This window comes from Paenarthrobacter sp. NPDC058040, assembly GCF_042885775.1.
Lineage (GTDB): Bacteria > Actinomycetota > Actinomycetes > Actinomycetales > Micrococcaceae > Arthrobacter.
The window spans coordinates 125,302-151,658 of sequence record NZ_JBHVRN010000004.1; the positions used below are offsets into that span (position 1 = coordinate 125,302).

General features: G+C 64.0%; 29 protein-coding genes. 16 read left to right on the plus strand and 13 right to left on the minus strand.

Annotated features, from left to right (window positions below):
* The first annotated feature begins 13 nt into the window (after window positions 1-13).
* The 4 genes from hpaE (at window position 14) to ACFVSJ_RS06835 (ending at window position 4,297) form a co-directional block, all read left to right on the plus strand.
* Window positions 14-1,525 carry a 5-carboxymethyl-2-hydroxymuconate semialdehyde dehydrogenase gene (gene hpaE / locus ACFVSJ_RS06820; RefSeq protein WP_387435373.1) on the plus strand — a complete coding sequence of 504 codons (1,512 nt, stop codon included), beginning with the start codon at window positions 14-16 and terminating at the stop codon, window positions 1,523-1,525.
* Window positions 1,526-1,628: 103 nt separating this feature from the next.
* Window positions 1,629-2,720: a 3,4-dihydroxyphenylacetate 2,3-dioxygenase gene (gene hpaD / locus ACFVSJ_RS06825; protein WP_387435375.1), complete on the plus strand. Its 1,092-nt coding sequence runs from the start codon at window positions 1,629-1,631 to the stop codon at window positions 2,718-2,720.
* Between the two features lie 3 nt (window positions 2,721-2,723).
* Window positions 2,724-3,509: a 2-oxo-hept-4-ene-1,7-dioate hydratase gene (gene hpaH, locus ACFVSJ_RS06830; protein ID WP_387435376.1), complete on the plus strand. Its 786-nt coding sequence runs from the start codon at window positions 2,724-2,726 to the stop codon at window positions 3,507-3,509.
* Window positions 3,494-4,297: an aldolase/citrate lyase family protein gene (locus tag ACFVSJ_RS06835; RefSeq protein WP_387435378.1), complete on the plus strand. Its 804-nt coding sequence runs from the start codon at window positions 3,494-3,496 to the stop codon at window positions 4,295-4,297. Before hpaH ends, ACFVSJ_RS06835 begins: the two co-directional genes overlap by 16 nt.
* A gap of 67 nt (window positions 4,298-4,364) precedes the next feature.
* On the opposite strand, the gene ACFVSJ_RS06840 is transcribed toward ACFVSJ_RS06835, so the two are convergent.
* The 4 genes from ACFVSJ_RS06840 to ACFVSJ_RS06855 form a co-directional block, all read right to left on the minus strand.
* Entirely contained in the window at window positions 4,365-5,882 is a 1,518-nt protein-coding gene (locus ACFVSJ_RS06840; RefSeq protein WP_387435379.1) for a GMC family oxidoreductase, read from the minus strand.
* A gap of 79 nt (window positions 5,883-5,961) precedes the next feature.
* Window positions 5,962-7,410 (minus strand): APC family permease, encoded by a 1,449-nt coding sequence (locus ACFVSJ_RS06845; protein ID WP_387435380.1) that lies wholly within the window; start codon window positions 7,408-7,410, stop codon window positions 5,962-5,964.
* A gap of 43 nt (window positions 7,411-7,453) precedes the next feature.
* Window positions 7,454-8,377 (minus strand): ROK family protein, encoded by a 924-nt coding sequence (locus tag ACFVSJ_RS06850; protein WP_387435381.1) that lies wholly within the window; start codon window positions 8,375-8,377, stop codon window positions 7,454-7,456.
* A complete protein-coding gene (locus ACFVSJ_RS06855) occupies window positions 8,377-9,411 on the minus strand; it encodes an SIS domain-containing protein (protein WP_387435383.1) in 1,035 nt (344 codons plus the stop codon). Before ACFVSJ_RS06855 ends, ACFVSJ_RS06850 begins: the two co-directional genes overlap by 1 nt.
* A 164-nt stretch (window positions 9,412-9,575) precedes the next feature.
* Here ACFVSJ_RS06855 and ACFVSJ_RS06860 point away from each other — a divergent pair, with 164 nt between their 5' ends.
* Window positions 9,576-10,352, plus strand: a complete 777-nt coding sequence (locus ACFVSJ_RS06860; protein ID WP_387435384.1) for a DeoR/GlpR family DNA-binding transcription regulator — start codon at window positions 9,576-9,578, stop codon at window positions 10,350-10,352.
* Window positions 10,353-10,400: 48 nt separating this feature from the next.
* On the opposite strand, the gene ACFVSJ_RS06865 is transcribed toward ACFVSJ_RS06860, so the two are convergent.
* A complete protein-coding gene (locus tag ACFVSJ_RS06865) occupies window positions 10,401-10,778 on the minus strand; it encodes a nuclear transport factor 2 family protein (RefSeq protein ID WP_387435386.1) in 378 nt (125 codons plus the stop codon).
* 41 nt (window positions 10,779-10,819) lie between these two features.
* The gene (locus ACFVSJ_RS06870) at window positions 10,820-11,359 is read right to left on the minus strand and encodes a hypothetical protein (RefSeq protein WP_387435387.1); all 540 of its coding nucleotides are present in this window, start codon (window positions 11,357-11,359) and stop codon (window positions 10,820-10,822) included.
* 291 nt (window positions 11,360-11,650) lie between these two features.
* On the opposite strand from ACFVSJ_RS06870, the gene ACFVSJ_RS06875 reads away from it, so the two are divergent.
* Window positions 11,651-12,859, plus strand: coding sequence for an aspartate transaminase (locus ACFVSJ_RS06875; RefSeq protein WP_387435388.1), 1,209 nt, complete (start codon window positions 11,651-11,653; stop codon window positions 12,857-12,859).
* Between the two features lie 12 nt (window positions 12,860-12,871).
* Entirely contained in the window at window positions 12,872-13,546 is a 675-nt protein-coding gene (locus ACFVSJ_RS06880; RefSeq protein WP_387435389.1) for a 4-carboxy-4-hydroxy-2-oxoadipate aldolase/oxaloacetate decarboxylase, read from the plus strand.
* A gap of 194 nt (window positions 13,547-13,740) precedes the next feature.
* On the opposite strand, the gene ACFVSJ_RS06885 is transcribed toward ACFVSJ_RS06880, so the two are convergent.
* Window positions 13,741-13,962, minus strand: a complete 222-nt coding sequence (locus ACFVSJ_RS06885) for a hypothetical protein (RefSeq protein WP_364164037.1) — start codon at window positions 13,960-13,962, stop codon at window positions 13,741-13,743.
* 125 nt (window positions 13,963-14,087) lie between these two features.
* On the minus strand, window positions 14,088-15,032 hold the full coding sequence (locus ACFVSJ_RS06890) for a LysR substrate-binding domain-containing protein (protein ID WP_387435391.1): 945 nt from the start codon (window positions 15,030-15,032) through the stop codon (window positions 14,088-14,090).
* A 332-nt stretch (window positions 15,033-15,364) separates the two neighbouring features.
* Between ACFVSJ_RS06890 and ACFVSJ_RS06895 the strand changes: the two genes are divergently transcribed.
* From ACFVSJ_RS06895 to ACFVSJ_RS06920, 6 genes are all read left to right on the plus strand, one after another.
* The gene (locus ACFVSJ_RS06895) at window positions 15,365-16,153 is read left to right on the plus strand and encodes a LamB/YcsF family protein (protein WP_387435392.1); all 789 of its coding nucleotides are present in this window, start codon (window positions 15,365-15,367) and stop codon (window positions 16,151-16,153) included.
* Window position 16,154: 1 nt separating this feature from the next.
* Window positions 16,155-16,883 carry an allophanate hydrolase subunit 1 gene (locus ACFVSJ_RS06900; protein ID WP_387435393.1) on the plus strand — a complete coding sequence of 243 codons (729 nt, stop codon included), beginning with the start codon at window positions 16,155-16,157 and terminating at the stop codon, window positions 16,881-16,883.
* On the plus strand, window positions 16,880-17,893 hold the full coding sequence (locus ACFVSJ_RS06905) for a biotin-dependent carboxyltransferase family protein (RefSeq protein WP_387435394.1): 1,014 nt from the start codon (window positions 16,880-16,882) through the stop codon (window positions 17,891-17,893). The genes ACFVSJ_RS06900 and ACFVSJ_RS06905 overlap by 4 nt, the downstream gene beginning before the upstream one ends.
* 58 nt (window positions 17,894-17,951) lie before the next feature.
* Window positions 17,952-19,292 carry an MFS transporter gene (locus ACFVSJ_RS06910; protein ID WP_387435396.1) on the plus strand — a complete coding sequence of 447 codons (1,341 nt, stop codon included), beginning with the start codon at window positions 17,952-17,954 and terminating at the stop codon, window positions 19,290-19,292.
* A 70-nt stretch (window positions 19,293-19,362) separates the two neighbouring features.
* Window positions 19,363-20,112, plus strand: coding sequence for an SDR family oxidoreductase (locus tag ACFVSJ_RS06915; RefSeq protein ID WP_387435398.1), 750 nt, complete (start codon window positions 19,363-19,365; stop codon window positions 20,110-20,112).
* A gap of 126 nt (window positions 20,113-20,238) precedes the next feature.
* Window positions 20,239-20,472 carry a hypothetical protein gene (locus ACFVSJ_RS06920; RefSeq protein WP_387435399.1) on the plus strand — a complete coding sequence of 78 codons (234 nt, stop codon included), beginning with the start codon at window positions 20,239-20,241 and terminating at the stop codon, window positions 20,470-20,472.
* A 46-nt stretch (window positions 20,473-20,518) separates the two neighbouring features.
* Here ACFVSJ_RS06920 and ACFVSJ_RS06925 read toward each other — a convergent pair whose 3' ends face one another.
* The 4 genes from ACFVSJ_RS06925 to purB all read right to left on the minus strand — a co-directional run bounded on the left by ACFVSJ_RS06925 (window position 20,519) and on the right by purB (window position 24,008).
* The gene (locus ACFVSJ_RS06925; protein WP_387435400.1) at window positions 20,519-20,953 is read right to left on the minus strand and encodes an acyl-CoA thioesterase; all 435 of its coding nucleotides are present in this window, start codon (window positions 20,951-20,953) and stop codon (window positions 20,519-20,521) included.
* Between the two features lie 121 nt (window positions 20,954-21,074).
* Entirely contained in the window at window positions 21,075-21,578 is a 504-nt protein-coding gene (locus ACFVSJ_RS06930; protein ID WP_387435402.1) for a GNAT family N-acetyltransferase, read from the minus strand.
* Between the two features lie 139 nt (window positions 21,579-21,717).
* Window positions 21,718-22,374 (minus strand): histidine phosphatase family protein, encoded by a 657-nt coding sequence (locus tag ACFVSJ_RS06935; protein ID WP_387435403.1) that lies wholly within the window; start codon window positions 22,372-22,374, stop codon window positions 21,718-21,720.
* A gap of 227 nt (window positions 22,375-22,601) precedes the next feature.
* Window positions 22,602-24,008: an adenylosuccinate lyase gene (gene purB / locus ACFVSJ_RS06940; RefSeq protein WP_387435404.1), complete on the minus strand. Its 1,407-nt coding sequence runs from the start codon at window positions 24,006-24,008 to the stop codon at window positions 22,602-22,604.
* A gap of 168 nt (window positions 24,009-24,176) precedes the next feature.
* Here purB and ACFVSJ_RS06945 point away from each other — a divergent pair, with 168 nt between their 5' ends.
* Genes ACFVSJ_RS06945 through ACFVSJ_RS06955 form a run of 3 tightly spaced genes read left to right on the plus strand, consistent with a single transcriptional unit; the run spans window position 24,177 to window position 25,847 of the window.
* Window positions 24,177-24,488: a hypothetical protein gene (locus tag ACFVSJ_RS06945; protein WP_387435406.1), complete on the plus strand. Its 312-nt coding sequence runs from the start codon at window positions 24,177-24,179 to the stop codon at window positions 24,486-24,488.
* Window positions 24,488-25,144: a hypothetical protein gene (locus ACFVSJ_RS06950; protein ID WP_387435407.1), complete on the plus strand. Its 657-nt coding sequence runs from the start codon at window positions 24,488-24,490 to the stop codon at window positions 25,142-25,144. Before ACFVSJ_RS06945 ends, ACFVSJ_RS06950 begins: the two co-directional genes overlap by 1 nt.
* A complete protein-coding gene (locus ACFVSJ_RS06955; RefSeq protein ID WP_387435409.1) occupies window positions 25,098-25,847 on the plus strand; it encodes a hypothetical protein in 750 nt (249 codons plus the stop codon). Before ACFVSJ_RS06950 ends, ACFVSJ_RS06955 begins: the two co-directional genes overlap by 47 nt.
* Window positions 25,848-25,911: 64 nt before the next feature.
* On the opposite strand, the gene ACFVSJ_RS06960 is transcribed toward ACFVSJ_RS06955, so the two are convergent.
* Window positions 25,912-26,340, minus strand: coding sequence for a phage holin family protein (locus ACFVSJ_RS06960; protein ID WP_387435410.1), 429 nt, complete (start codon window positions 26,338-26,340; stop codon window positions 25,912-25,914).
* Between the last annotated feature and the right edge of the window lie 17 nt (window positions 26,341-26,357).

Sequence of the window (26,357 nt, forward strand, 5' to 3'; positions counted from 1 at the left end):
AAGGAACTCAACGATGACGACCTCCGTGGAAACCACCAAGCATTACGTCCCCGAGGATCTGCCCACGCACATCCAGCACTACATCAACGGCCAGTTCGTTGACTCCGTGTCCGGCAAGACCTTCGACGTCCTGGACCCGGTCTCCAACCAGAACTACGCCACCGCTGCTGCCGGCCAGAAGGAAGACATCGACCTCGCCGTTGCTGCCGCGCGAGAAGCGTTTGTCAACGGCCCGTGGCCTAAGATGAAGCCGCGCGAACGTGCCCGCGTGCTGAACAAGATCGCGGACGCTGTTGAGGCGCAGGAAGCGCGACTGGCCGAACTCGAGACGTTCGACACGGGCCTGCCGATCACGCAGGCCAAGGGCCAGGCATTGCGCGCAGCCGAGAACTTCCGGTTCTTCGCGGACCTGATCGTGGCGCAGTTCGACGACGCCATGAAGGTCCCGGGCTCGCAGATCAACTACGTGAACCGCAAGCCGATCGGCGTCGCGGGTTTGATCACGCCGTGGAACACCCCCTTCATGCTCGAGTCCTGGAAGCTCGCCCCGGCCCTGGCCACCGGCAACACCGTGGTCCTCAAGCCGGCCGAGTTCACGCCGCTCTCCGCGTCACTGTGGGCCACGATCTTCAAGGACGCGGGCCTGCCCGACGGTGTGTTCAACCTGGTGAACGGCCTGGGCGAAGAAGCCGGCGATGCACTGGTGAAGCACCCGGACGTGCCGCTGATTTCCTTCACGGGCGAGACCACCACGGGCCAGACGATCTTCCGCAACGCCGCGGCCAACCTCAAGGGCCTGTCCATGGAGCTCGGAGGCAAGTCCCCGTGCGTCGTCTTCGCCGACGCCGACTTGGACGCCGCCGTGGATTCGGCCCTGTTCGGGGTGTTCTCCCTCAACGGCGAACGCTGCACCGCCGGTTCCCGGATCCTGGTGGAACGCGCAATCTACGACGAGTTCTGCGAAAAGTACGCGGCCCGGGCCAAGAACATCGTGGTGGGTGATCCCCACGATCCCAAGACGCAGGTTGGTGCCTTGGTCCACCCCGAGCACTACGCCAAAGTTGCTTCGTACGTGGAGATCGGCAAGTCCGAAGGCCGCCTCCTCGCCGGCGGCGGCCGACCCGACCACCTCCCCGAAGGCAACTACATCGCACCCACGGTGTTTGCCGACGTCGCACCTGACGCGCGGATCTTCCAGGAGGAAATCTTCGGCCCCGTCGTAGCCATCACCCCGTTCGAGAACGACGACGAAGCCCTCGCCTTGGCGAACAACACCAAGTACGGCCTGGCGGCCTACATCTGGACCCAGAACCTGACCCGGGCCCACAACTTCTCCCAGAACGTCGAGGCCGGCATGGTGTGGCTCAACAGCCACAACGTCCGCGATCTCCGTACCCCGTTCGGCGGCGTCAAGGCTTCCGGGCTGGGCCATGAGGGCGGCTACCGTTCCATCGATTTCTACACCGACCAGCAAGCCGTGCACATCACCCTCGGCTCAGTCCACACGCCCAAATTCGGCGCCTAGCACCCAACTAGGTCGCAATAGTGCGCGTTTTGAACCCCCAAAACGCGCACAAATGCGACCCAGTTGGGTTCCCACACCAACCTTTCAACGAAGAGAGACCATCATGAGCAACCCCTTCACCGGCCCCATCCCGACCCCGACGGTCCCGGCCCCGGACATCGTCCGCTGCGCGTACATGGACATCGTGGTCACGGACCTGGCCAAGTCCCGCGAGTTCTACGTCGACGTCCTCGGCCTGCACGTCACCGAGGAAGACGAAAACGCGATCTACCTGCGCTCCCTGGAGGAGTTCATCCACCACAACCTGGTCCTCCGCAAGGGCCCCGTGGCCGCCGTCGCCGCCTTCGCGTACCGGGTGAAGTCCCCGGCCGAGGTGGACGCCGCCGAGGCCTACTACCGCGAACTCGGCTGCCGGGTCGAGCGCCGCAAGGAAGGCTTCACCAAGGGCGTGGGCGATTCCGTCCGTGTGGAGGATCCGCTGGGCTTCCCTTACGAGTTCTTCTACGACGTGGAACACGTCGAGCGCCTCACCCAGCGCTATGACCTGTACTCCGCCGGTGAGCTGGTCCGCCTGGACCACTTCAACCAGGTCACCCCGGACGTCCCGCGCGGACGGAAGTACCTGGAAGACCTCGGCTTCCGCGTCTCCGAAGACATTAAGGATTCCGACGGCGTCACTTACGCCGCGTGGATGCACCGCAAGCAGACCGTGCACGATACCGCCCTGACCGGCGGCAACGGCCCCCGCATGCACCACGTCGCGTTTGCCACGCACGAGAAGCACAACATCATCCAGATCTGCGACAAGATGGGCGCCCTGCGCATCAGCGACCGGATCGAACGCGGTCCCGGACGCCACGGTGTGTCCAACGCCTTCTACCTCTACATCCTGGACCCGGACGGACACCGCATCGAGATCTACACCCAGGACTACTACACCGGTGATCCGGACAACCCCACCATCACCTGGGACGTCCACGACAACCAGCGCCGCGACTGGTGGGGCAACCCCGTGGTCCCGTCCTGGTACACCGAGGCCTCCCTCGTCCTGGACCTGGACGGGAACCCACAGCCGGTGATCGAACGCGAAGACAAGTCCGAAATGGCCGTCACTATCGGCGCCGACGGCTTCTCCTACACCAAGCCCACCGAAGGAACGGCCGCTGAAGGCTTCAAGCTGGGAGCGCAGGTCTAAGCCATGTTGGACGCGAAGACGATCGAAGCCATTGCCGACGAGCTCGTTGAGGCGGGCCGGAACCGCAAGCCGGTGCCGCGCCTGACTGCCCGCTACCCGGAGATGACGGTGGAGGACTCCTACGCCGTGCAGCAGTTGTGGCGGCAACGGAACGAGGAAGCCGGACGCACGTTGGTGGGGCGGAAGATCGGACTCACGTCCAAGGCCATGCAGGCCGCTACAGGTATCACCGAACCGGACTACGGAGCGATCTTCGATGACATGGTCTTCGAAACCGGCTGCTCCGTCGATTGGGACAAGTACACCCACCCGCGGGTGGAGGTGGAGCTGGCCTTCGTGCTGAAGCAGGGGCTGAAGGGCCCTGGCTGCACCATTTTCGATGTCCTCAACGCCACCGACTACGTTGTTCCGGCCCTCGAGATCCTGGACTCCAGGATCGAAATGGAGGGCCGGACCATCGTGGACACCATCTCGGACAACGCCGCGATGGGTGCCATGGTGATCGGCGGGCGCCCGGTGAAACCGGATGCCGTGGACCTGCGCTGGGTCTCGGCGATCCTGTACAAGAACCAGACCGTCGAGGAAACCGGAGTCGCCGCCGGCGTACTGGACCACCCCGCCAACGGTGTCCACTGGCTGGCCAACAAGATCGCCGCGCACGGGGACTCGATGAAGGCCGGGGATATCATCCTGGCGGGCTCGTTTACCCGGCCACTATGGGTGTACAAAGGGGATACCGTGCACGCCGATTACGGACCGTTGGGAGTTGTGACATGCCACTTCAGCTGAGCCCAACCTTCTACACGACCCTCAGGGAGGCTGACCGGCCGCTGGCCGGAATGTGGGTGTGCTCCGGCAGCCCGCTCGTGGCGGAGATCTGCGCCGGGTCCGGCCTGGACTGGCTCCTGATCGATGCCGAGCACAGCCCCAACGGCCTCGAATCGATCCTGTCCCAACTCCACGCCGTGAGCGGCTACCCGCTGCAGGTCATGGTCCGGCCCCCGGTCAACGACACCGTGGTGATCAAGCAATACCTGGACCTTGGCGTGCAGAACCTGCTCATCCCCATGGTCAACTCGGCCTTCGAAGCAGCCTCCGCCGTGGCCGCGGTGCGCTACCCGCCGCACGGGGTGCGGGGCGTCGGTTCGGCGCTGGCCCGCGCCTCGCGCTGGAACCGGGTCCCGGACTACCTGGCCACGGCTTCGGAGTCGATCAGCCTCACGGTCCAGATCGAATCCGAAGCCGCAGCCTCGGCTGTGGAGGAAATCCTGGCTGTGGATGGAGTGGACGGCATTTTCCTCGGCCCCTCGGACCTTGCCGCTTCCATGGGCCTGCTGGGACAGCAGGAGAATCCATTGGTGAGGGCCGTCGTCGAACATTGCCTCGAAGCCGCGAAAGCGGCCGGTAAGCCGGCCGGCGTCAACGCGTTCAACCCGGACACCGCCCACGCCTATCTCGACGCCGGAGCCTCCTTCGTCCTGGTCGGCGCCGACGTCGCGGTACTCGCCCGCGCCTCGGAGGGCTTCGCGAAGACGTTCATCCCGGTGTCGGAGAAAGCCGAACGCGACAGCTACTGACCCAAGTAAGTCGCAGTAGTGCGCGTTATGACCGCTCATAACGCGCACTACTGCGACTCAGTTCGGGTCACACCGCTGAAGCTGCTGTCACCGCACCGGGTTCCACGCCAAGCAGCCCGGCAGCAATCCGCGCGCCGATCATGGCCGTGGGCAGGTTGATGTTGCCGCGGGTAATGCTCGGCATGATCGAAGCGTCCGCGACGTACAGCCCGGACACCCCGTGGACGCCGCCGTCAGCGCCCACCACAGCCAGCGCGTCAGACGCGGGCCCCATCTTGCAGCTGCCTGCCGGGTGGCAGTAGTTCACGATGTCCTCCAGCGGAGCCTTGGCCCCCGGCACGCGTGAGCCCAGGACTGCCGCGAGGTCCGGTTGGCTGACCATGGATTCCATGAGCTCGAGGGCTTCGGAAAGGACCGTCCGGTCGTAGCCCTCGGGGTCGGTGCCGTAGCGGTGGTCGATCACGGGATTGACGACGTCGAGATCGGCGTTGAGCGTCACGGAACCTTCGGAGCGGGCCCGCATGGCGCCACCGTAAAGCGTGATCGGCGGCAACCCGGGGTGGCCACTGTTGGCGCCGGCCACCATGAAGACGTGGATGTCGTACGGACCGCCGTCGCAGACACTGGACTTGGCACGGCCCACGGTCTGCTCGTCGGGGTTCCACGGCAGCTTCGACAATTCCTCCACAAGCCCGGGCTGGCCGGCGAAGTCGAGTTGAACGCACGCATGGTCCAGGAGGTGCTTGCCGACACCGGGCACATCAGCCTGGACCGGGATGCCCAGCGCAGTCAGTTCGTCAGCGGGACCAACACCGGAACGCAGCAACAACGCGGGGGAGTGGTAAGCGCCCGCGGACACCACCACGCGCCCGGCCTTGATGTACCGCTCCTCGCCGCCATGGAGAACGAACAGCCCTCGCGCCACGCCATCCACGATGTCCAGCCGCTGGACCTCCACGCCGCCGGCAATCGTCAGGTTGGGGCGCTCGCGGACGGGATCGAGGAACGCGAAAGCACTGTTCCAGCGCGTGCCGTCCACGACGTTGACCGGCATGGGGCCGATGCCCTCGGCCGCTTCGATATCGTCCAGGTCGTCCGCGAACGGCAGGCCCGAGGCCACGCCGGCGTTGACGAAGGCGCGCTGCGGCGGCGTCAGTTCCTCCATTGTGTAGGTGCGGACCCGGAAGCGGTCACGGACCCAGTCAAGGAGGGGCTCGACGTCGGACGCTGCCCAGCCGGGATTCCCGGCGTCGGCCCATTCGTCGTACTCGAACCGCGCACCAACGGAAGCGGTGCAGCCGTTGTGGGCCGAACAGCCGCCCAGGATCCGGGCGCGGGGCAGGTCCAGCGTTCCCTCCCCGGAGGACCGACGGGAGTGGAGGTCGTAGTCGTGGGAGAGCGGGATGGACCGGGCGTCCAGCATGTCGGCGGGCCACTGGCCCTGTGAATGGGGGCCGTAGTCCGGGCCGGCTTCAACCAGCAGGACCGTTTCATCGCTGTGCGCGGCCAGGGTGCCGGCGAATGCGGCACCGCCGGTACCCGCGCCGATTACGACCGTATCGGCAAAGGATGGAAGGTGTTCCATGGTGTTCATCTTGTCCTGAATTGTTGAGTGCGTTTACTTGCGTTGTGGTTCAGAAGGGTTGGCGTACGACGCCGGTTCGTCAGTCGACGTCGGGAAGCTCACCGGCCCGGGCCATCCAGTCGCGCTTACCCGGGCGGAGGTTGCGGACCACGAGGACCAGCGCGCCGAGCGCCATGTAGGTCAGCGCCAGGAAGGGTGCGAAGAGGACCGGGAAGGCCGGGAGCGGGACGAGGCTGAAGTAGGCGATGGTCAGCAGTGCAGCCGTGGAGATGATCGGTGCCACCACGTGGGCCAGGATGTTGAACTCCGCAGGGTGCTTGCGGCGGAAGAACATGAAAGCCGCGATGTTCATGAGGATGAAGATCGGAATGTAGACGAACGTTCCCGTGGTCCCCAAAACGTTGAACAGGTTGTACGGGCCGATCGGAATGCCGACAGCCAGGCAGATCCCCAAGGCAACAGCCGACTGGACATAAACAGCCGTGATGGGCGTACGGTGCTTGGGCTGCGTGCGGGCCAGGAACTCGGGAAGTGCGCCGGTCCGGGCGATGCCGTAGATGGTGCGGGTGGCGCTGGTGGTGCAGGCGACGCACACCCCAAGGCCGGAGTTCACCAGGGCGATGAGCACCAGGATCGAGGCGCCGTTCCAGAGCCGGTCAGCGAGGACGAAAGCGGGAGCCGTGGGAGACGCCGCGAGTGCTTCGATGTCCGAGGTGCCCCAACCGATCTGCAGGCCCCAGGCGGTGACAACGTAGAACGCGCCGATCAGCAGGAGCGAGCCGAAGATGGCCTTCGGGACAATCCGCTTGGGGTCCTTGGACTCATCGCCCACGGCAGCGGCGCTCTCAAATCCGGTGAACGCGAAGATCGAGAGCACCACGGCGAGGAAGAAGCCCGACGGGTTCTGGACGTTGGCAGGGTTGAAGCCGTCAAAGTTCACACCACCGGGGCCGGGCTGGAACATGCCCGTGACGGCGAGGCCAAGGCCAACAGCCATTTCGAAGATCGTCATGACCACCAGGAATTTGATGGAGATGACGATGCCCCGGTACGCGCAGGCGAAGCAGATCACCAGGATCGCTGCGGCGTAGGCCCACCACGGAATCCCGATGCCGTATTTCGGCCCGAGTTCGTCCGCGAGGACCGCGCCGGTGAAGGCAGCCAGCGCCGCGGGAACGATCGTGACCATGATGGCGTACAACCAACCGGTCATGAACCCTGCCTTCGGGCCAATCCCCGCGGAAACGTACGTGTAGAACCCGCCTGCCGATGGGAGGTGCCTGGCGAGTCCCAGCATGGGGACGGCGATCACCAGGCACACCAGGAATGCCGAAAGGTACGTCAGCGGAGCGGACGCCCCGGCCTGTCCGGTGGTGAAGGCGATGGTGTAGAAGACGCCCAGGGTCGGCGAAATCTGGGCGATCGACTGCATCAAGGTGCCACCGAGGCCAATGGAACCTCGCTGCAAGCCGGCGTCGGAAGCTTTGTTCTCCGACGGCGGCAGCACGTCTTCTTGACTGGTCAACATACTGCTCTCCTTTGAACTACGTGATGCGATGGGGGTTTACCGCTTAGGCGATGGGTATTTCGAGGTAGGCGGCACCGATGGCCCCGCCGAAGTCGTCGATGCCTGTCTTGGACAGCTCACCGAAGTGGATCCAGACGCCGAGTGTTTTCAAGTACTGTTCGAGGCTGGCAGCGAACAGTTCGTAGTGCTCGGCGGCGCTGCCGCCCAGGACCACGCTGTGCGGACGGTAAACGGCGAGCAGTGTGCCAAGCCCATCGGCGACGGCGGTCCCGTAGTCCTCGAACACGGCCAACGCCCGCTCGTCCCCGGCCCGGGCACGGGACGCGAGCTCCGTCAACGCCGTCCTGTCGGTCGGCTTCAGCGCGAGCAGCTTCGCCGCCGTCTTCTGCAACGTTTGGCGCGATGCCGCCTGCTCCCAGCAGGCCTTGCGCCCGCAGTAACAGGGCTCGGTTTCACGCCCGACGGCGATATGCCCGCCTTCCGGATGCATGCCGTCGGCGCCGCGGAGCGGCTTGCCCTCCAACAGCAAGCACGAGCCGATGCCCGTCCCCAAGGTGATGTGCAGGAGGCTTGGCGATCCTTGGGCGGCACCCACCCGCTGCTCGGCAATTGCTCCACAGACGGCGTCGTTATCTATGGCGACCGGTACGCCGAACGCTTCGGCGAGTTCGGGCACCAACGGAGCATTGGTAAACGCGGGCAAGGTGTCCGGGTTCCGGATAATGCCTTCCGGGTCTACCGGTCCGCTGGCCCCGATGCCGATGCTGCTGATGGTGCGCTCGCCGGCTACGGTCCGGATGCGGCGGTAAAGGAAGCTGCTGGGTGATTCGTCCGTGAAGCCTTCCGGTGTGGGGACGGCCAGTCGGGACAGGACGTCGCCGTTGGCGGCAACGGCGACGAACCGGGTGCCTGTGCCGCCGAGGTCGACGCCGATCCGGACGGTCTCCAGGGTTGCTGGGTTGCTCATCAGATGGCCGTCGTGATCTTGCTGCCGTAGCGGAATTCGCCGGGAACCACTCCGTTGGCCCGGGCCAGATTCACGGCGAGGTGTTCGGCCACAACCGTGCTGGCGGCGAGGTTGCCGAACGGGGAGGTGCCATTGGCCGGGACGGTGAGGGCGCCGTCGATCCGGTCGTCGCCCACCAGGACAACCTGCGAGCCGGTGGCGACGAGGTCCGCGGCCAGCCTCCGCAGGCTTTCATCGGGGGTCTCCTGGCGCATGCCGTAGAGCACCGCGGTGAGGCCGTCACCCGCAAGTTCGAAGGGTCCATGGCGGAACTGGCCACCGATGAAGCCCTCGGCGGGTACCTTGGACGATTCCTTGGTGATGAGCGCGGAGAAGAGGGACGTGGCGGATTCGTCGGCGCGGCCCATGTAGACCAGTCGGCGTTGCGGGTGGAGGGCTGTTGCCGTGGCCACGTCCTTCACGTCCGTAGCCGCAATGAGGTTTTCCACGGTGTCCGCCGTGGCGGCGATCTCGGTGAGTACGGCAGCGGGCGATTCCCCGGCGAACGCGGCGGCCACCAACCGGTGGACTGCCATGGAATTGAGGTAGCTCTTGGTGCTAACGGTGGCTTCGGGGCCGCTGTGCAGGGGAAGGAAGACGTCGGCGGCCTGGGCGAGCGGACTGTCTTCCGGATCGGCGATGCCCACCAAGGTGGCCTGTGCGATCTCCCCGGCGGCACGGCGGTTCAGGAGCTCCACGGTTTCGCCGCTCGCCCCGGACTGGGACGTGGCGATCAGGAGGGTGTTCGGGGTGATTGCGCCCGGGTTGTCCAGGAGCTGGCCGGAGTCGATCAGCTGCGCCGGGAGTCCCAGTGCTGTCAGGGTCCGCCAAGTGGGGATGCCCACGTAGTCGGAGGAACCCATGCCGGTCAGGATGATCCGGTCCCATGTCCTGGTGGTCAGGGCGTCCAACTGTGGGATTCCGGCCTCTGCCAGCCTTCGGAGGGCTGCGGGCTGCTCCGCGATATCGAGCTCGAACGGAGTCACTTCAGTCATGGTTCAACTTCCTTTGTGCGGTCCGGGCGGTGCTTGCCTCGGTTCCGATTCAAACATTATTGATGTTCGAACGACAATATTTTGTGTTAATCCGATTGTCAATGGTCTCCCGAAAGTGTTTGAATGAGGCTTGAGTGATCGTGGCCTGAGAGGGGCAACAAGAGATGACCAGCGCTAAGCAACGCCGGCACCAGGGTGTGCTCGAGATCCTGCAGGAGACGGGCAAGGCAACCGTGAGCGAGTTGGGGCTTCGCCTGGGAGTCACGGAAATGACCATCAGGCGCGACCTTGAAATGCTCGAGAACGACGGCGTGCTGCAGCGTTTCCACGGCGGCGCCAAGCTGGCGTTTGGCAGCAGCTACGAGCCGCCCTTTCCCGTTCGCGAGAAGATCAACGCGGACCAGAAGCGACTCATCGGCGAGCGGGTTGCGTCTTTGATCGACGACGGCGACACCATCATTCTCGACGGCGGCTCAACAGGCCTCGCTGTGGCCGAAGCCCTCGTCGACCGTGAAGTGACCGTGTGCCCGTTGTCGCTGCGGATCGCGTGGGCTTTCGCACGGTCCACGTCGGTGAACCTCATCATGCCCGGAGGTTCAGTCCGCCCGGCGGAGCTCAGCCTCAGCGGTGCGGACACCATCGACTACCTGCGGGGACACCACTTCGACGCGTACGTCATGACGGCGAGCGGTATTTCGCTGGAACAAGGCTTCACGGAATGGAATCCCGACGACGCCGCCGTGAAGAAGGCAGCGGTGGGCGTCGCGGACAGGGTGATTACCGCCGTCGACTCCAGCAAAATGAACCGCGTGGGGTTCGTGAAGATCTGCGGCATCGACCTGCCGACGGCGATTGTCACCGACGCTGCCCTTAGCGCCGAAGACCTCGTTCCCCTCCGACGGCAGGCGCAGGAAGTCATCGTCGCCGGCGCACCCAAGTAGGTCGCATTAGTGCGCGTTCTGACCGCTCAAAACGCGCACAATTGCGACTCAGTTGGGTGGTGAGGGCGTGTCCTTACGGGTCATGTACCACTCCGTGAACTCGCGGGCCCGGCCGTCCTCTGCGAATCGGATGACCCAAAGGTTGTCGTAAGTGGGTTGGCCATTGAGGTACGTGGTGAGACCCTGCACGAACGCGGTGTCCCCGTCCCGGCCCAGGAGGGTCCACTCGAAGGTCCAGTCTTCGGGCTGGTCCGAGGAGTCCCCGGACCATTCCTGAACGATCGCCTCCTGCCCGTGCCAGGCCTCCTGGTCATGGGGCCGGGTGTTGTAGACGGCGTCCTCGGTGAAGAGGGCCTTGATGTCTTTCGGGTCATTAGAGGCCCAGGCGCGCACGTACTGGTCCATCCATGAATTTACGTCGCTCATCACTCCGTTCTACCGGTCAACCCGCCGCGGAACAACGGCTGCTAAGCCGGACGGGCCACGCCCCGGGTGGAGCGGCGGATGTGGTCCGGGGTCAGGCCGGTCAGTGAGGCGAGCTCCAGGTCATCGCACACCTGGGTGCGCAAGGCAATGACAATCAGCGCCTCCCTGCGCTCCGCGATCGCATCGCGGTGGCTTTCGGCGGCCCTCAGTTCTTGGCTCTTGGCCTTCAACGCGTCCAACTGGGCCTGCCGGGGGAGTCCGCTTACGTGGAGATCGTCATAAGCCAAAGCAATGGTTCGCACGGTGCGAAGGTTCTCGCCGGTCACCGCGGCAAGCGTGGCCAGGGTAAGTCCGTCCTCCACGGCCTGGGCGATCATGTCGTTCCTCGCCGCGGTGAGGGTCCTGATGGAACTCGCGGCGTGGGAAAGGAGTTGCCGGTGTACGCCCAGGGCATGGACAAGTTTGGTGTGTTCCGGGCTGGCGGCCGAGGAAGGGCGTGCAGCAGAGCCGGCGCGGTAGGTGTACCGGCCGGTTGCTGACCGGCCCTGCAACGGCTGGGCTGGCCGGGTTTGCGCTGGCATGGTCTCCCTTTCGAAAACGGCGTCTCTGACCCCTGTAACCCCTCGAATCTAGGCAGCGTTCACCTGCGTATGGAAATACCAATACCGCGTGAACCCATAAGCAAAGTGCATGGAAGCAGGCACATTTGCGCGCAAACTCGCGCCTTGAACCTCAAGAGAGACCCATGTCATAAGGCCCCCTTATGAATCCACGCACATTAGGTCTTATCCAGAGCCCTCCGCCAGTACCTAGTCTCGAACAAAGGGATCCGCGAATCCGCGCGTCCTGAGTTCCATATTCCTGGAGGAGACATGTCCGAGTTCCTGCCGGCGTCGAGGGTCACCCGCATCAAGGCCTCAGCCAGCGTCGCCGCGGCCGCCCGCGTCCGCGAACTGAAAGCTGAAGGCATCCCGATCATCGACCTGACCGTCGGCGAGCCGGACTTCGACACCCCGGACCACATCAAAGAAGCAGCTGTCGCCGCCATCGGAGAAGGCGAGACCAAGTACACCTCGGTCACCGGTACCCCCGAGCTGCAAAGCGCGATCCTCAACAAGATCGAGCGCGACACCGGCCACATTTATGGAGCCAACCAACTGACCATCGGCGGCGGCGCCAAGCAGGTCCTGTATGTGGCGCTTATGGCATCGCTCAACGAAGGCGACGAAGTGATTGTCCCGGCTCCGTACTGGGTGTCGTACCCGGACATGGTCCTGGCGAACGACGGCACTCCGGTGATCGTCCCCTGTGGTGAGGAAACCGGCTTCAAGCTCACCCCCGAGGCCCTCAAGCAAGCCATCACCCCCAAGACCAAGTGGCTGATCCTCAACGCGCCGTCCAACCCGACCGGCGCCGTGTACTCCCGCGAGGAGCTGCAGGCGCTCGGCGCGGTCCTTGAGGAACACCCGCAGGTCTTCGTCCTTACCGATGAGATCTATGACGAGGTGTACTTCGGCGAAGGCCGCGTCACCAGCCTGGTGACCGCGGCCCCGGCGTTGAAGGACCGCATCCTCCTGGTCAACGGCGTTTCCAAGGCCTACGCCATGACCGGCTGGCGCCTGGGCTACGGAGTCGGCCCGGCACCGCTGATCGCGGCCATGAACAAGCTGCAGTCGCAGACCTCGTCCTGCCCGTCGTCGATCAGCCAGGCAGCCGCAGCCGCCGCACTGAATGGTGACCAGTCCTTCGTCCGCGACAGCGTGGAGGTCTACCGCAAGCGCCGGGACGCCGCCGTCGAAGGTTTGAACGCCATCAACGGCCTGTCCGTTGCGCCGGCGGAGGGTGCGTTCTACGCCTATGTGAACTGCTCCGGCGTGATCGGCAAGACCGCTCCCGACGGCCGCGTCATCGAGAACGACCAGGACTTCACGCTTTACCTGCTGGACGCCGCCCGTGTGGCTGTCATCCAGGGCTCGGCCTACGGACTGGGCCCGTACTTCCGGATCTCCTTCGCCACCTCGCTGGAGACCATCAACGCGGGCGTGGATTCCATCCGCGATGCCGTCAACGCACTCAACTAGAAGGAACACACCATGATCCACGTCAAGACCAAATTCGAGCGCCCGGACGCTGACGTCGTCGGCCGCCTCGCCAAGTTCTCCTCGGCCACGATCCACGAAGCACAAGGCCGCCGCGGCGCGCTGAGCTCCAAAATCAAGCCGATCGACCGTTCCATGTCCTTCTGTGGCCCGGCCGTCACCGTGGCCTGCGCTCCGCAGGACAACCTCATGCTCCAGGTTGCCATCCACTACGCACAGGCCGGCGACGTCGTCTTGGTCGGTGCGCAAGAAATGGCCGAGGCCGGCACGTTCGGCGATGTCCTGGGCAACGCCATGAAGGCCAAGGGAATTGCGGCCATGGTCACCGATTCGGGCGTCCGCGACACCCAGGACCTGATCGAACTCGGCCTGCCGGTGTTCTCCGGCAGCGTCAGCATCAAGGGCACGGTCAAGGAAACGCTCGGCCCGATCAACCACCCGATCGTTTTCGGCGACGAAATCATCTACCCGGGCGACATCCTCCGCGGCGACGCGGACGGCGTCGTAGTGGTCCGTCGGGAAGAGGCCGAGGAAGTCATCGCACTGTCCCAGGCCCGCGACGACCACGAGCGCGAACTCATCAAGCTCTACCACGACGGCGGCAACACCATCGAGCTCTGCGGCCTCACGGAGAAGCTCAAGCAGAAGGGCCTCCTGGTAGAGGACTAGATTCCCAAACCAAGGAGCCGGTCACCGCGTCTTGTGGGAGCGCGGTGGCCGGCCTTTTGGCGTGGTCCGCGGCGTGTGGCGGGCACGGAAAAGGCGCCTTGTCGGAGACAGGGCGCCTTAGGGGTGCAGCAGCTTGTGGTGGACGTACGACGCCGGGTGGCCGGGTTGGGCGGTGCCGCCCAACTGGCGGGGTTTCAGTCCAGGCCCGAGTGTCCGGGGCGGGTGTCCACGAGGTGCCATTCGATGCTGTTTCCGGCGTGTGCCGGCATCAGGCTGCCTTCGAAGACGAAGAGTGGTTCGCCGATCCCGCCGATGGGACGCCAGAAACCATTCCGGGGGCAGTGAAATCCGGTACGTGCGCTGATCGTTCCACGGGTTGGATTGGAAACCCATCCGGTCGTGCTGATCTTTTTCACCGTTTTATCCTTTGAACAGGCCCGCGGTCTCCGTAGGCTGTATTTCGAATTTCTTGTTAATTCGATATTAGGAAACTCACACGGTTTTGAATAAGACCAAAGCTGTCTGTCCGGATAAGACTTTGTTATGGATGCGCGGGCAGCTTCACGGGGTCGGTTCCGTACTTTGAGATGAGCTGTTGGTGGAGCATCTCCTTGACCACCAGGAGCACGGCGGAGGCTGCCTCGGAGAGCGGCTCGTGATCGGGCGTGCAGAGTGCGATCTTGCTCTGCAGTCCGGGTTCCACGATCCGGAGCACCTTGAAGTCCTGGTCCGGGAACAGGGCGTCGGCGGCTGATTTCGGGACGACCGTTCCGCCCAGGTTTGCCCTGATCAGGCGGGTCAGCGAGGGGACGGACTCTACTTCGCCCACCAGCCGGAGCTCGAGGTCCTGGTCTGCCATGCCCTTCTCGATAATCTGCCGCAGTGTGTGGTTCTTTTCCGGCAGGAACAGGCCCACTGAGCTGGCTTCCTTCAGGGTGATGGTGTTCTTGCCGTGATTGAGGTCCACGTCAGGGTGAACCACAAGGTGGAGGTCCTCCACGATCATGGTGGTGAATTGCACCCCGCGGATCTTCCCGGGCTCGTAGATGAGCGCCATGTCCAGGCGGCCGTTCTTGATCGCTTCGCTCAGTACACCGCCAAAAATCTCCGTCAGGTGGACCACGATGTCAGGGTAGCGGCGGCCCACCTCGCTGATGATCTGGGGGGTCAGGCTGGAGGCCATGCTGTACGGTGCGATCGCTATGGAGACCCGTCCGGAAGGCGCCGCTCCCGACGTCGCAACGTCTTGCCTGGCCTGTTCCACGAGGCGAAGGATCGACTGCGCGTGGCGGTACAGCGTGTGCCCGGCGGCTGTGGGTTCCACTCCTTGCTTGCTGCGGATCAGCAGGCGTTGCTTGAGGTCGTTTTCCAGCGCCGAGACCTGCTGGCTGAGCGCGGGCTGGGCAACGTGGAGTGCCGCGGCGGCCTTCGTGATGCTCCCTGAGTCGACGATTTGGACGAAGTATGAGAGCTTCCGCGTGTCCATGGATCTACCTTCCTTGGGAGCCACGATCGCCGGGTAGGGGAATCCCTCGGGTGGCAAGTCCCGATGATCAAATATAGACGCACCCGGCACCTGGCGGCCCATGGGACCCCCGCCACACTGCACGGTGGTGTGTGTCATAACGGAGAGCTATCACGGGATAGCTATTAGGTCTTTGTGCAGGGTGGTTGACCGGTGCGAGACTTCTATAAAGAACTTCAGGCGACGCTTTGGATTCCACGAGCGTCTGCCATTTACCGGGAATTCAAACAATCCGCGCAGGGATTTTTTGTGCCATTTCCGGTTCTAAAGGCAAACCACGGAAAGAGAACCACGTGAACCCGATGATTGATCTTGTTGCGGATCTCGGAGAAGGATTCGGCGCCTATACGATTGGCGACGATTCCGAACTCCTGGAGATCGTCACAAGCGCGAATATCGCATGCGGGTTCCACGCGGGGGATCCGGACATCATGGCTGCAACCGTCGCCGAATGCGTCCGTCGGGGTGTGGGCATCGGAGCACACCCCAGCTTTCCCGACCTCCGGGGCTTCGGTCGCCGGGACATGGGCCTGAGCGCGGGCGAAGTGCAGAACGATGTCCTGTACCAGCTGGGAGCTTTGAACGGTTTCGCCGCCTTCCACGGCACCAAGGTCACGCACCTCGCACCCCACGGCCGTTTGGGCAACCTGGTTGCTGTTCGCGCCGACTACGCCAAGGCTGTGGCAGAAACTGCGGCCCGTGTGGACAACGAGCTCATTGTCGTAGCCCAGGAGGGTGAACTGGCCAAGGCCTCCCGCGAAGCCGGACTGGATGTGGCCATCGTGGGCATCGTGGACCGCGCCTACCAGGAAGACGGCACGCTGGTTCCCCGCAGCCAGCCCGGCGCCGTCCTGCACGATCCTGCCGAGATCGTGGAGCGGACGCTGCGCATGGTGGTTGACGGCAAGCTTCGTTGTGCCAACGGCGTGGACATGGACATCGACGTCGACACCGTCCTCCTGCACGGAGACAACCCCGGCGCCGTTGAACTGGCCCGCCTGATCCGCTCGGAGCTTATCTCCGCCGGTGTCCACATTGCGCCGGTCGCGCAGGTCATGGATGCCAAGAAGAAGGCAGCCTGACATGTCCGTCCTGACAGTGGCCCCCACTGAGATCTACGAATCGGGTGATTCGGCACTCCGCGTGGTAGCGATCTCGGAAGCCAGCGAAGACAACTGGCTGACTGTCCACCGCTTGGCTGACTGGCTGGAGGAGTGCGGTGCAGAAGGCCTCCACGCCGCAGTTCCCACCTACGATTCCGTGTTGGTGGAGTTCGATCCCGTGATGGTTTCGGCCGGACAGATGCGGGCCTTCGTAAAACTCGGCCTGGGTGAACTCGGCCGTACCGCCGGGAACAGCGCCGCGCCGCGCGAGTTCGATGTTCCCGTGGTTTACGGCGGCGAGTATGGCCCGGACCTGGAGAGGGTTGCCGAATACCAGGGCATTTCCGTGGAGGACGTCATCCGCCTCCACACGGAAAAGACCTACACCATTCGTTGCCTCGGCGCGCCGGCGGGTTCCCCGATGATGGACGGACCGGCATTCCCCAAGCCCGTGCCCCGTTTGAAGGATCCGCGCCTCAGCGTGCCTGCCGGCGCCGTGTCCGTAGCTGGCCGCCAGGCGGTCATCGCCCCGGCTGTTGCTCCAGGTGGCTGGTGCGTCATCGGCCAAACGCCGTTGTCCGTCCTCAATATCCGCCGCGAGCCGCTGGTGCCGTACAAGCCGGGCGATATTCTCCGCTTCCGGCAGATCCCTGCTGGGGACTTCAGCGCGCTGGCCGGGCAGGAACTGAAAGCGCAGGTGCAGCCATGACCGGCGAAATCCGCATCCAGCAGCCCGGCAACTCGGTGGTCACGGACCTGGGACGTTTCCGCGGACCCCGTTTCGGGCTTCCCGTCAATGGCGCACTGGACCAGTACTCGGCGCGGGCAGCCAACATCCTGGCCGGAAACCTGGACAACGAACCCGTCGTGGAAATCACCGCCCTCGACTTCCGGATGACCACCACCGTGGACATCCTGATAGCGGTCACGGGTGCGCCCCTGACGCTCACCGTCGGTGGACGCCCGTGCAGCCAGTGGGAGCCGGTCTCGGTCCGCGCCGGTGAATCGGTTTCCATCCGTGGCATCCACCGCGGTCTTCGCGCTTATCTGGCCATCCATGGTTCGGTGGAAGCTGAGACGTTGCTGGACAGCGTTGCCCCGGACACCGTGGTTGGCTTCGGCCTGCAACTCAAGGAAGGAACCACCCTTGCCACCCGGCGCAGCGTGGGTCCCGTCCGGCAACCGTACTTCGACCTCCCGCTGTTCCGGCTCGGGCTGGAACGGCCCAGCATGGGTTCAGACCTGGTGGTCGAGGTGACCGACGGACCGGACGTCACCGAATTCGGCGAATCCGGCGAACTGCTCTTCTCCTCCGAGTACACGGTCAGCGGCCGCAGCAACCACATTGGTTTGCGGCTCGGTGGCGAACTGCCGGAAAGAACCTCAAGCGGTGAGGTGCTTTCCCGCGGTGTGCCAGTGGGCGCCGTCGAGGTTCCTTCGAGGGAGGAACTGCTGGTGCTGCACCGTGGGCGCGGCGTGACCGCCGGGTATCCCGTCCTTGCAGTGGTCACCAGCACCGGACTGGATGTCCTGGCCCAAGCCCGGCCGGGGGACAAAGTCCGTTTTCGGAAAACCTCAGTGGCAGAAGCAACTGCCGCCCATCGACGCTCGCGGGCCCAGCTCGAAGCCCTCCGCGAATCCGTCAACACCGTCTTCGGACTCCTCGGCATTGGATGCCGTCCCCAGTGGCAGGACCTTCCGGTTGCGGTATGCAGCTGAACGAACCTGTCGTCGTAACTCGTAGGCGTTGCTACGCTCATCCCAGTAAGGAAAACTCATGACCGCAAGCACTACCGCTGCCGTAGGGCAGCACGAGCGGCTAACGGGCCGTCAAACCCGCAAGGTTGTCACCGCAGGTTGTGTTGGCATCTTCGTGGAACTGTACGACAACGGCATTTTCGCCTTCATGGCGGGAACCCTGGCGCTCGTCTTCCTGGCCCCCGGAAACCCGGACAACGCACTGCTCTTCGTGTTCGCCGGCTACGCGGTCTCCTTCTTCGTCCGCCCGCTCGGCGCCATCGTTTGCGGCTACCTCGGTGACCGGATCGGCAGGCAGAAGCTACTGGTCTTCGTGATCATGCTCATCAGCATCGCCACCGCCGGAATCGGCCTGCTTCCGCCCTATGCGGCCATCGGCATCGCGGCACCCATCCTCCTGGTGCTCCTGCGCCTGGTCCAGGGCTTCTCCGTCGGCGGCGAAGCGGCCGGCGCCATGACCTTCCTCGCTGAACACGCCCCCGAGGGCAAGCGCGGCATCATCACCTCCTACGCCCAGATCGCATCGTTCGCAGCACTCCTCACCGGTACCTTGGTTGCCTACGCCATGTCGCCATGGCTCACCCAGGCAGCGATCGACGGCGGCGGGTTCGGTTCGTTCGCATGGCGCATCCCGTTCCTGGTCGCCATCCCCATGGGCATCATCGGTTGGTACATCCGCAAGGCCATCAGCGACACGCCCAACTTCGAAAAGCTCAAGGAAGAGGGCGGTCTTTCCAAGAACCCGCTCAAGGAGGCCTTGGCCAGCCCGGTCCACCGCCGTGCCATGCTCCTGGCTCTCTTTATCCCGCTGATGAACGGCTCCGGCTACTACGTCCTCTTCTCCTACATGCCTACGTTCCTCAAGGGCAAGCAGCTGAACTTCACCATCGGCGAGGCCTTGCTTGTCACCGCCTGCAGCCTCGTGGTCATCTGCATCGCGATTCCGTTCATGGGCGCGCTCTCGGACCGCCTGGGCCGCAAGAAGGTCATTGCCGGTTCCGCCATCGCCATGGCTGTCCTGGGCATCCCGTCCTACGCCCTGATTGCCACCGGCCAGATGGGCCTCGCCATTTTGGGCGCTTGCATCATGGCCGTCGTCTTCGCCGGCCACACCGCAGTCATCCACATCCTGCTCGTGGAACTGTTCCCCACCCGGGTCCGCTACTCCGCCTATGGAGTGGGCTACAACATCTCCTCGGCTCTGTTCGGCGGTACCGCGCCGCTGCTCATGACCTGGCTGATCAGCAGCACCAACAACATCTACATGCCGGCCTTCTACGCAGTGGTGACCGCACTGGGCACGCTCATCGCGGTCAGCACCGTCAAGGACCGCGCACACGAACCGCTGCGCGACGCCTAAGTTTTTACCACCGGCGGGCGTCGTCTCCTACTGATGGCGCCCGCCCCTTCCCCGCCTTTTGGAGGATCCCATGTCTTTTTCCGACTACACCACTGCCTTGGTTACCGGTGCTTCCACCGGTATGGGTGCAGCGATCGCCGAGCGTCTGGCCAAGCGTGGCCTGACGGTGCACGCCGTGGCCCGTAACGAGGAACGCCTCGCTGAACTGGCCGAGCGCACCGGCGCCACCCCGCACGTGGTGGACCTGACCGACACCGCCGCCCTGGCCGCCGCCGTGGGTGACCTCAAGGTCGATGTCCTGGTCAACTGCGCCGGCGTCTCGCGTCCGGGCAATATCCTGGATTCCTCCGAGCAGGACATCGACGAACTGGTGGACGTGAACCTCCGCGGCCTGCTCCAGCTCACCCGCCTGGTCCTGCCGGGCATGGTGGAACGGGACCTGGGCCATGTGGTCAACATCAGCTCCATCGCCGGGGTGTACAACTTCTACGGCCACACGGTGTACCACGCCACCAAGGCCGCGGTGCACCAGATCTCCCGGCAGCTGCGGAACGATACTGTGGGCAAGCGGATCCGTGTCACCGAGATCTGCCCGGGCCGGGTGGAGACCGAGATCTTCGGCCGGAACATGGGCGGCACCCCGGAGGCCATGGAAGAGGCCTGGCAGACCTATTACGAGGGCTACGAGTCCCTGACCACGGATGACATCGTCAACGCCCTGGACTACGCGATCGAAACCCCGCGCCACGTGAACGTGGGCATGCTCGAACTCATGCCCACCTTCCAGGTTCCCGGCGGGCTCACGTTCGACCGGCGCTGATTCACCCAGCGCCGGAACAGGTTCCGGTGGCACACACTCCCGTCACCGGAAAACACAAGCTGGCGGCCGCGTTCCCGCGGCCGCCAGCACCCGTATTAACAGCCTCTTTGAACGAAAGCCACCGCGATGAAAAGGGCACTGTGCCTCGCTGACCGCAAAGACTGGGACGCAGAGGACTTCGACAATTTGGACAACTTCCGGCAGGAACCCCGCCGGCCGCAGTTCGTATGCCTCGCCTGCGGAGGCAAGGCGATTTTCCGTTCCGCGGGAAACACCCGCAAAGCCACCTTCAGCGCCCGGCACCTGTCGGATTGCTGCCTCAATGCCCAGACGTGGACGGTGTTCCGCTACCTGCAATAGCTGCCTCACCCCGCCGCTGCGGGAAAAGCGTACGACGCCGGACGGCTCAGTCCTGCTCCAGGGTCTTGGTCAGGTGGTGGTTGGGGATGCGGTCGCGGTCATACGTGATTTCGGTGTAGCCATGCGGCTCAGGGCGACCGTCAACGCCCAGGTTCACGAACACGATCTCCTCGATGGTCAGGATGCTTTGGCGTGTGATCATGTTGCGCACTTCGGCCCTCATGGTCAGCGAGGTCCGGCCGAACTTCTTGGCAGTCAGGCCCATTTCGATCAGGTCGCCCTGGACTGCGGAGCTGACGAAGTTGATCTCCGAGATGTACTTGGTCACGGCGCGGCCATTGCCCAACTGGAGGATTGCGTAGATCGCGGCCTCTTCGTCGATCCACTTCAGCAGGCTGCCACCGAAGAGCGTGCCGTTGGCGTTGAGGTCCTCGGGCCGCACCCATTTGCGGGTGCGGAAGGTAATGTCTGCTTTTTCCATATGCCGAGATTATCGAAGTGTGGGGACGTGCGCCGGATGTTGCGTTTCCTCGCCCAACTTGGTCGCATTTGTGCGCGTTTAGACACCTCAAAACGCGCACAAATGCGACCCAGATGGGGGCCTACGCCATGGCCGTGTGCGATGCACTGTGGGAATCGATCTGCTTGGAATAGCAGTGCGAGTCGTTGATCCCTATGTATGGTCCGAAATTGGGGACCTCCGCAAAGCCGGCGCTCTCGTAGAAGCTGCGTCCGTCCGACTGCGCCGACCCCGCCTCCGCCGCGATGACAGTGAATCCGTGCGAGTGTGCCTGCGCTTCGAGTGCCGCCAGGATGGAACTGGCCACTTTGGAACCCCTTGCATAGGGAACCACATACAGTCGCTTGATTTCGGCCGTGTTCTCGTCGAGCATCCGCAAGCCGCCACATCCCAGGGGTTGCCCCGAGCATTTTTCGTAGGCCACAACAAACACTGCCGTATCAGCTTCGGACGGTGGTGGGCCTGGTTCGTGATCCGTCGTACCGAATCGTGAATCCAACTCTGCCTGCTGCGCTGCGCGAAGGTCTGCACCGACGGGGTTCGCCCAGGTGACCTGCCGGATGTTGAGCCGGGGATTCGTTTGCATGTGTGCCTCACTTCGCTTTGTCCCGCTGAGGTGTTGATGCGAATTAATCCTAGGAAGCAGCGGTTACCGCCGTGTTTCCTGTGCGTAAGCTTCGGGAGAATTGCTGAGGACGCGTTGCGGGGCCCACTTTACGCCCGGGTCAGAGCGCTTCGCCGGTGGGATCGTCCGCCGTCTGGTCCGCCAACGCCAGGCCACCAACAGGTATCTGGTCCCAATGCAGCACCCGCCAGCCATTTTCCGGATCACCCTCCAAGGCCACGATTCCCGTGTTCGGCAGCTGATGCGTCTCCGCGAACAGAGTGTCGATGTCCTCCGCCCTTCGGCCCGCCCAGCAACGAATGGCTGCGCCGTGGCTGATGATCGCCGCCGTTGCATGTCCCGCTGCGGCTACCTTTTCCACCGAGGCGTCGAACCGCGCAAAGAAATCATGTCCCGTGAACGCACCCGGCATGCGCACATCGAGGTCTCCGCTGCTCCAAGCGAACACCGTCCCCATGTAACGCATGTGCGATTCATGGTCGGTCTTCTTCTCCAGGGAACCCGCCTCGATCTCATGGACGCCGTCCAGGATCTCCGGTTCCAGGCCCGTCGCCTTGGCCAAGGGGATCACTGTGCGCTGCGTTCGGAGCAGTGTGGACGTGTAAAGGGCCTGGATTGACTCGTCCTTGAGCGCCTCCGGCAACGCCGCTGCTTGCCGCTCGCCAAGTTCAGTCAGGCCGGGACCCGGGAACGCCGTGTCCAGCTCACCCGCAACGTTGCCTGGTGTTTGTCCGTGCCTGATCAACAGGAGCTTCATGGTTGCTCCGCTCCTCACGTGGTAGCTCGGTTAGTGCGTTCCCGCCCGCGCTTCTGCCCGTTTGCCGGCGACCAACCATCAGCAGCCGGTCTGCCCGCAGGTGGCGCGTGCACCAACCGGGGAGGAGCGCAGGTTACGGTTTCCAGCCTAGCCGCACGTCTGCGGAAAGAACGACGGCGGGCGGAGGCTCCCAGCCCCGCCCGCCGTCGTCGTGCGTTCTTCGCTTCTTACTGGAGGTGATCAACCAGTTTGCCGGCGATGCCCGTGTACTTGCCAGGCGTGAGGGCGAGCAGGCGGGCTTCGGCCTCGGCAGAAAGGCCCAGGCCCTGAACGAATTCCTGCATGCGGGCGGCGTCAACGCGCTGGCCGCGGGTGAGATCCTTGAGGCGCTCGTACGGGTTTTCCATGCCTTCGACGCCTGCGATCGCCTCTGCGCGCATGACCATCTGGATGGCTTCGCCCAGGACTTCCCAGTTGGTGTCGAGATCGCCGGCAAGAACATCCTCGGCGACGTCGAGGGCCTTCAAACCCTTGGCGACGTTGGAGATTGCCAGGAGCGAGTGGCCGAACGCTACACCGATATTGCGCTGCGAGGAGGAGTCGGTCAGGTCACGCTGCCAGCGCGAGGTCACCAGCGTGGCACCCAGGGTGTCCAGGAGGCCGTTGGAGATTTCCAGGTTGGCTTCTGCGTTTTCGAAGCGGATGGGGTTCACCTTGTGCGGCATGGTGGATGAGCCCGTGGCACCGGCAACCGGAATCTGTCGGAAGTAACCGATGGAGATGTAGCTCCAGATGTCCGTGCAGACGTTGTGCAGGATGCGGTTGAAGCGTGCGATGTCTGCGTAGAGCTCGGCCTGCCAGTCGTGGCTTTCGATCTGTGTGGTCAGCGGGTTCCAGGTGAGGCCCAGGCCTTCCACGAACGACTTGGCGACGGCTTCCCAATCGGCGGTGGGCACGGAAGCAACGTGGGCCGCATAGGTGCCGGTGGCTCCGTTGATCTTGCCGAGGTACTCGGTCTTCGCGATGCGGGCGAGCTGGCGGTTCAGGCGGTGCGCGATCACTGCCAGTTCCTTGCCGAGGGTGGTGGGCGTGGCGGGCTGTCCGTGGGTCCGCGACAACATGGGAACGGTGCGGTTGGCTTCCGCCATGGCCTGGATCTGCTGGACCAGCGCAGTGGCGTTCGGGAGCCAAACGTCCTGCACCGCACCCTTGATGCCCACGGCGTAGGACAAGTTGTTGATGTCCTCGGACGTGCAGCCGAAGTGAACCATTGCGGTGAGGTTTTCGATGCCGATGGCCGGGAGCCTGCGGCCGATGTAGTACTCAACGGCCTTGACATCGTGCACGGTGACGGCTTCGATCTCGGCGAGCTCGTTGACGGAGGCGGCGTTGAAACTGGTCACGATGGCGCGCAGCTGGGCGACCTGGTCATCGGAGAGCGGGCCGGCGCCGGGCAGCACCGACTGGCTGGTCAGGTGGATGAGCCACTCGACTTCGACGTGAACACGATCGCGGTTGAGGGCAGCCTCGGACAAGTAGTCAACGAGGGGCGCGACGGCGGCACGGTAGCGGCCGTCGAGGGCACCAAGGGCGAGGGGTTCGGAAGCGAGGGACACGCGGGGGGATTCAGCCATGGTTCCTATTCTTTCATGCCCCGGCGAAGGCCCGGGAGTTGGTGACGACGCTATGTGGACGCGGCTTGGTGTTATCCACATAGCCTGGCTGACCGCTTCCGGCATGGACCGCACCCTCCGTAGCTTCGAATTACCGATCAACACAACAACCTTTGGAGTACACGGACCATGAGTGTCGGCTTGATGCCCGCAGCCAACCCGCCCATCTTTGATCCTTTGGAGTGCGCCTCACGAGGCCATGAGGTCCAAAGGCTGGCCTGGCGCATCAAGAAATGCGTGGACGACGTCGACTCAGTGCTCTCCAGCCTGCGGCGGGCACAACTGGAAGATTGGCAATCCCCGGCCGGAAACCAGTACAGGACCACGGTTGCCCTGCAAGCGTCGGCCCTGATGCGTGCGAGGGAAGCGCTAGATGACGCTGCGGCAGCAGTTCTTCGCCACTCGCAAAACGTGAATGTCAGCACCGGGATGGCTGGCTGATGGCGGACGCAGCACCGGTTGATGCCGGCTCCGCGCCCCAGCCGACTGCTCCAGCGCCTGATGGTGAACTCAGGATCCGTGGCGGTGTTGGAGGAATGTCGTTCCAACTCGACGAACTCTTGCGGGGCGCCGCCGTACTCGACCAGTTGGTGAAGCAGCTCATCGACGTCGAAGACGAGGCCCTGCGGGTCAAGGACGAGTTGGAACCCTTCCTTCCGGGTTCCTTCGCCACTGGGCGGGCGGCACTGGACAGCGTCGCTGAGGGCCGGCTGAAGGTAGGAGTGGTGCGCCAGGACTTGACGGACATCAGCGGTGACATCAGGGCGAGCAAGAGGGATTACGAGGCTGCTGAAGCGAAGAACACCCAGCCTCATGTCTTGGGTCTTGATCAGCTCCGCTTATCCGGGGGTACCTGGTTCCTGCCCTTCGGGCGCGACATATCAGAGGCGATTGTCAACAGACTTATCCCTGAAGGGAAGTCCGCGAAAGATGCCGTTCGTGCGGTGTCGGATTTACCCTTCGCCCCGGTGGGACTGCTTCCACGGCCAGTCAGAGCTGAGAAAGACAGGGCAAGAGGTGCAATCGGTGGACCCGTCGATGGCCGGGAGCATGCGGCGTGTCGAGGAGATCCATGGCAGAGGGAACGGCGAAATTGAGGTTGTCCGGCTGGAAGCTGGTGGCGTGGCCTCCTGGCTGGTGCTCATACCCGGAACTGAACCCGAGGGGGAGAACCTGGGCGGCAGCAATCCCCTGGATGAGGCAGGCGTCGCAGAAGCCATTGGATACGACTCCCAGTACGTGGTTCCGGCCATAGCCGAAGCGCTTCGGGAAGCGGGCGCGGCCTCTGGAGATCCGGTGGTGGCAGTTGGCCACAGCCAAGGTGGTGTGCATGCCATGAACCTGAGCCAAAATAAGGCCTTCCTTGCAGAATTCAACCTCAAGTTCGTTCTGACAGCCGGGTCGCCTACCGGCGGAATCAGCCCGGCGTCGGGCGTTAAGTCATTGCATTTCGAGCACGTGCAGGACTGGGTGCCGGCGGCCGAAGGGGTCGTGAATCCGGATACGAAGGACCGTGTAACGGTGACTTTGATGGACCCTGTGTCCGCGCCGGCCGGGACGGATCCCGGATTGGGGCCTGGGCACGCCGTCGAGGCTTATGCCCGGGGCGCTGAGCTGGCGGCCGCCAGCACCGACCCTTCGTTGATCGCATCCACTTCGGCATTCGCGGGCGCTGTTGGTGCGGGCGGAGCCGCGACGGTTACCCACTTCAAGTTGGTCCGCGAAGCCATGCCTGAAAGGGTTCACGCGGATCCGAAACCCAGTGCCCGGGAGAGCAAGTCCGGGGCCGGTACAAGGTGAGTGTCTTGGGCGGATGGCCCTGGGCGCCCCCGGTCGGTGATGCCCGGAGTCGTCCCGGCCGGCCCTACCGCTTGCCGGCGCCAGGAATCAGTCCGGCCACCATGCTGACGATGCTGATGATGATGGAAGCGAGGATGGCTGTCCAGAAGAACGAGTCGACGGTCAGGTGCACGGGAGTGAAACTGCTGAGCCAGGCCGTCAGGTACAGCATGGCGGCATTGATCACGATGGTGAACAGCCCAAGGGTCAAGATGGTCACGGGGAGCGAAAGGATCTTCACCAAGGGCCTGACGAACGCGTTGACTATTCCGAAGATCAACCCGATGAAGAGGTATGCCAGGACGATCCCCACCGTGTCTGCGTTATCCGTCAGGCCCGCATTGGTGGCGGCTTTTTCCGTGGCCGATGTCGAGATTTCAAGCCCGGTAAGTAGCCAGCTGGCAACCCACAAGGCAAGTCCATTGATGATGACGCGAACGATGAATGAACCCATGCGTCCAATGCTTCCAT

What these genes read in the sequence shown, in the direction of transcription:
- hpaD (WP_387435375.1), top strand. Translation starts at nt 1,629, where the DNA reads ATGAGCAACCCCTTCACCGGCCCCATCCCGACCCCGACGGTCCCGGCC.
- hpaH (WP_387435376.1), top strand. Translation starts at nt 2,724, where the DNA reads ATGTTGGACGCGAAGACGATCGAAGCCATTGCCGACGAGCTCGTTGAG.
- ACFVSJ_RS06910 (WP_387435396.1), top strand. Translation starts at nt 17,952, where the DNA reads ATGACCGCAAGCACTACCGCTGCCGTAGGGCAGCACGAGCGGCTAACG.
- ACFVSJ_RS06860 (WP_387435384.1), top strand. Translation starts at nt 9,576, where the DNA reads ATGACCAGCGCTAAGCAACGCCGGCACCAGGGTGTGCTCGAGATCCTG.
- ACFVSJ_RS06865 (WP_387435386.1), bottom strand. Translation starts at nt 10,778, where the DNA reads ATGAGCGACGTAAATTCATGGATGGACCAGTACGTGCGCGCCTGGGCC.
- ACFVSJ_RS06880 (WP_387435389.1), top strand. Translation starts at nt 12,872, where the DNA reads ATGATCCACGTCAAGACCAAATTCGAGCGCCCGGACGCTGACGTCGTC.
- ACFVSJ_RS06905 (WP_387435394.1), top strand. Translation starts at nt 16,880, where the DNA reads ATGACCGGCGAAATCCGCATCCAGCAGCCCGGCAACTCGGTGGTCACG.
- ACFVSJ_RS06870 (WP_387435387.1), bottom strand. Translation starts at nt 11,359, where the DNA reads ATGCCAGCGCAAACCCGGCCAGCCCAGCCGTTGCAGGGCCGGTCAGCA.
- ACFVSJ_RS06850 (WP_387435381.1), bottom strand. Translation starts at nt 8,377, where the DNA reads ATGAGCAACCCAGCAACCCTGGAGACCGTCCGGATCGGCGTCGACCTC.
- ACFVSJ_RS06925 (WP_387435400.1), bottom strand. Translation starts at nt 20,953, where the DNA reads ATGGAAAAAGCAGACATTACCTTCCGCACCCGCAAATGGGTGCGGCCC.
- hpaE (WP_387435373.1), top strand. Translation starts at nt 14, where the DNA reads ATGACGACCTCCGTGGAAACCACCAAGCATTACGTCCCCGAGGATCTG.
- ACFVSJ_RS06840 (WP_387435379.1), bottom strand. Translation starts at nt 5,882, where the DNA reads ATGGAACACCTTCCATCCTTTGCCGATACGGTCGTAATCGGCGCGGGT.
- ACFVSJ_RS06935 (WP_387435403.1), bottom strand. Translation starts at nt 22,374, where the DNA reads ATGAAGCTCCTGTTGATCAGGCACGGACAAACACCAGGCAACGTTGCG.
- ACFVSJ_RS06855 (WP_387435383.1), bottom strand. Translation starts at nt 9,411, where the DNA reads ATGACTGAAGTGACTCCGTTCGAGCTCGATATCGCGGAGCAGCCCGCA.
- ACFVSJ_RS06900 (WP_387435393.1), top strand. Translation starts at nt 16,155, where the DNA reads ATGTCCGTCCTGACAGTGGCCCCCACTGAGATCTACGAATCGGGTGAT.
- ACFVSJ_RS06890 (WP_387435391.1), bottom strand. Translation starts at nt 15,032, where the DNA reads ATGGACACGCGGAAGCTCTCATACTTCGTCCAAATCGTCGACTCAGGG.
- purB (WP_387435404.1), bottom strand. Translation starts at nt 24,008, where the DNA reads ATGGCTGAATCCCCCCGCGTGTCCCTCGCTTCCGAACCCCTCGCCCTT.
- ACFVSJ_RS06950 (WP_387435407.1), top strand. Translation starts at nt 24,488, where the DNA reads ATGGCGGACGCAGCACCGGTTGATGCCGGCTCCGCGCCCCAGCCGACT.
- ACFVSJ_RS06915 (WP_387435398.1), top strand. Translation starts at nt 19,363, where the DNA reads ATGTCTTTTTCCGACTACACCACTGCCTTGGTTACCGGTGCTTCCACC.
- ACFVSJ_RS06845 (WP_387435380.1), bottom strand. Translation starts at nt 7,410, where the DNA reads ATGTTGACCAGTCAAGAAGACGTGCTGCCGCCGTCGGAGAACAAAGCT.
- ACFVSJ_RS06945 (WP_387435406.1), top strand. Translation starts at nt 24,177, where the DNA reads ATGAGTGTCGGCTTGATGCCCGCAGCCAACCCGCCCATCTTTGATCCT.
- ACFVSJ_RS06920 (WP_387435399.1), top strand. Translation starts at nt 20,239, where the DNA reads ATGAAAAGGGCACTGTGCCTCGCTGACCGCAAAGACTGGGACGCAGAG.
- ACFVSJ_RS06955 (WP_387435409.1), top strand. Translation starts at nt 25,098, where the DNA reads ATGCGGCGTGTCGAGGAGATCCATGGCAGAGGGAACGGCGAAATTGAG.
- ACFVSJ_RS06960 (WP_387435410.1), bottom strand. Translation starts at nt 26,340, where the DNA reads ATGGGTTCATTCATCGTTCGCGTCATCATCAATGGACTTGCCTTGTGG.
- ACFVSJ_RS06835 (WP_387435378.1), top strand. Translation starts at nt 3,494, where the DNA reads ATGCCACTTCAGCTGAGCCCAACCTTCTACACGACCCTCAGGGAGGCT.
- ACFVSJ_RS06875 (WP_387435388.1), top strand. Translation starts at nt 11,651, where the DNA reads ATGTCCGAGTTCCTGCCGGCGTCGAGGGTCACCCGCATCAAGGCCTCA.
- ACFVSJ_RS06930 (WP_387435402.1), bottom strand. Translation starts at nt 21,578, where the DNA reads ATGCAAACGAATCCCCGGCTCAACATCCGGCAGGTCACCTGGGCGAAC.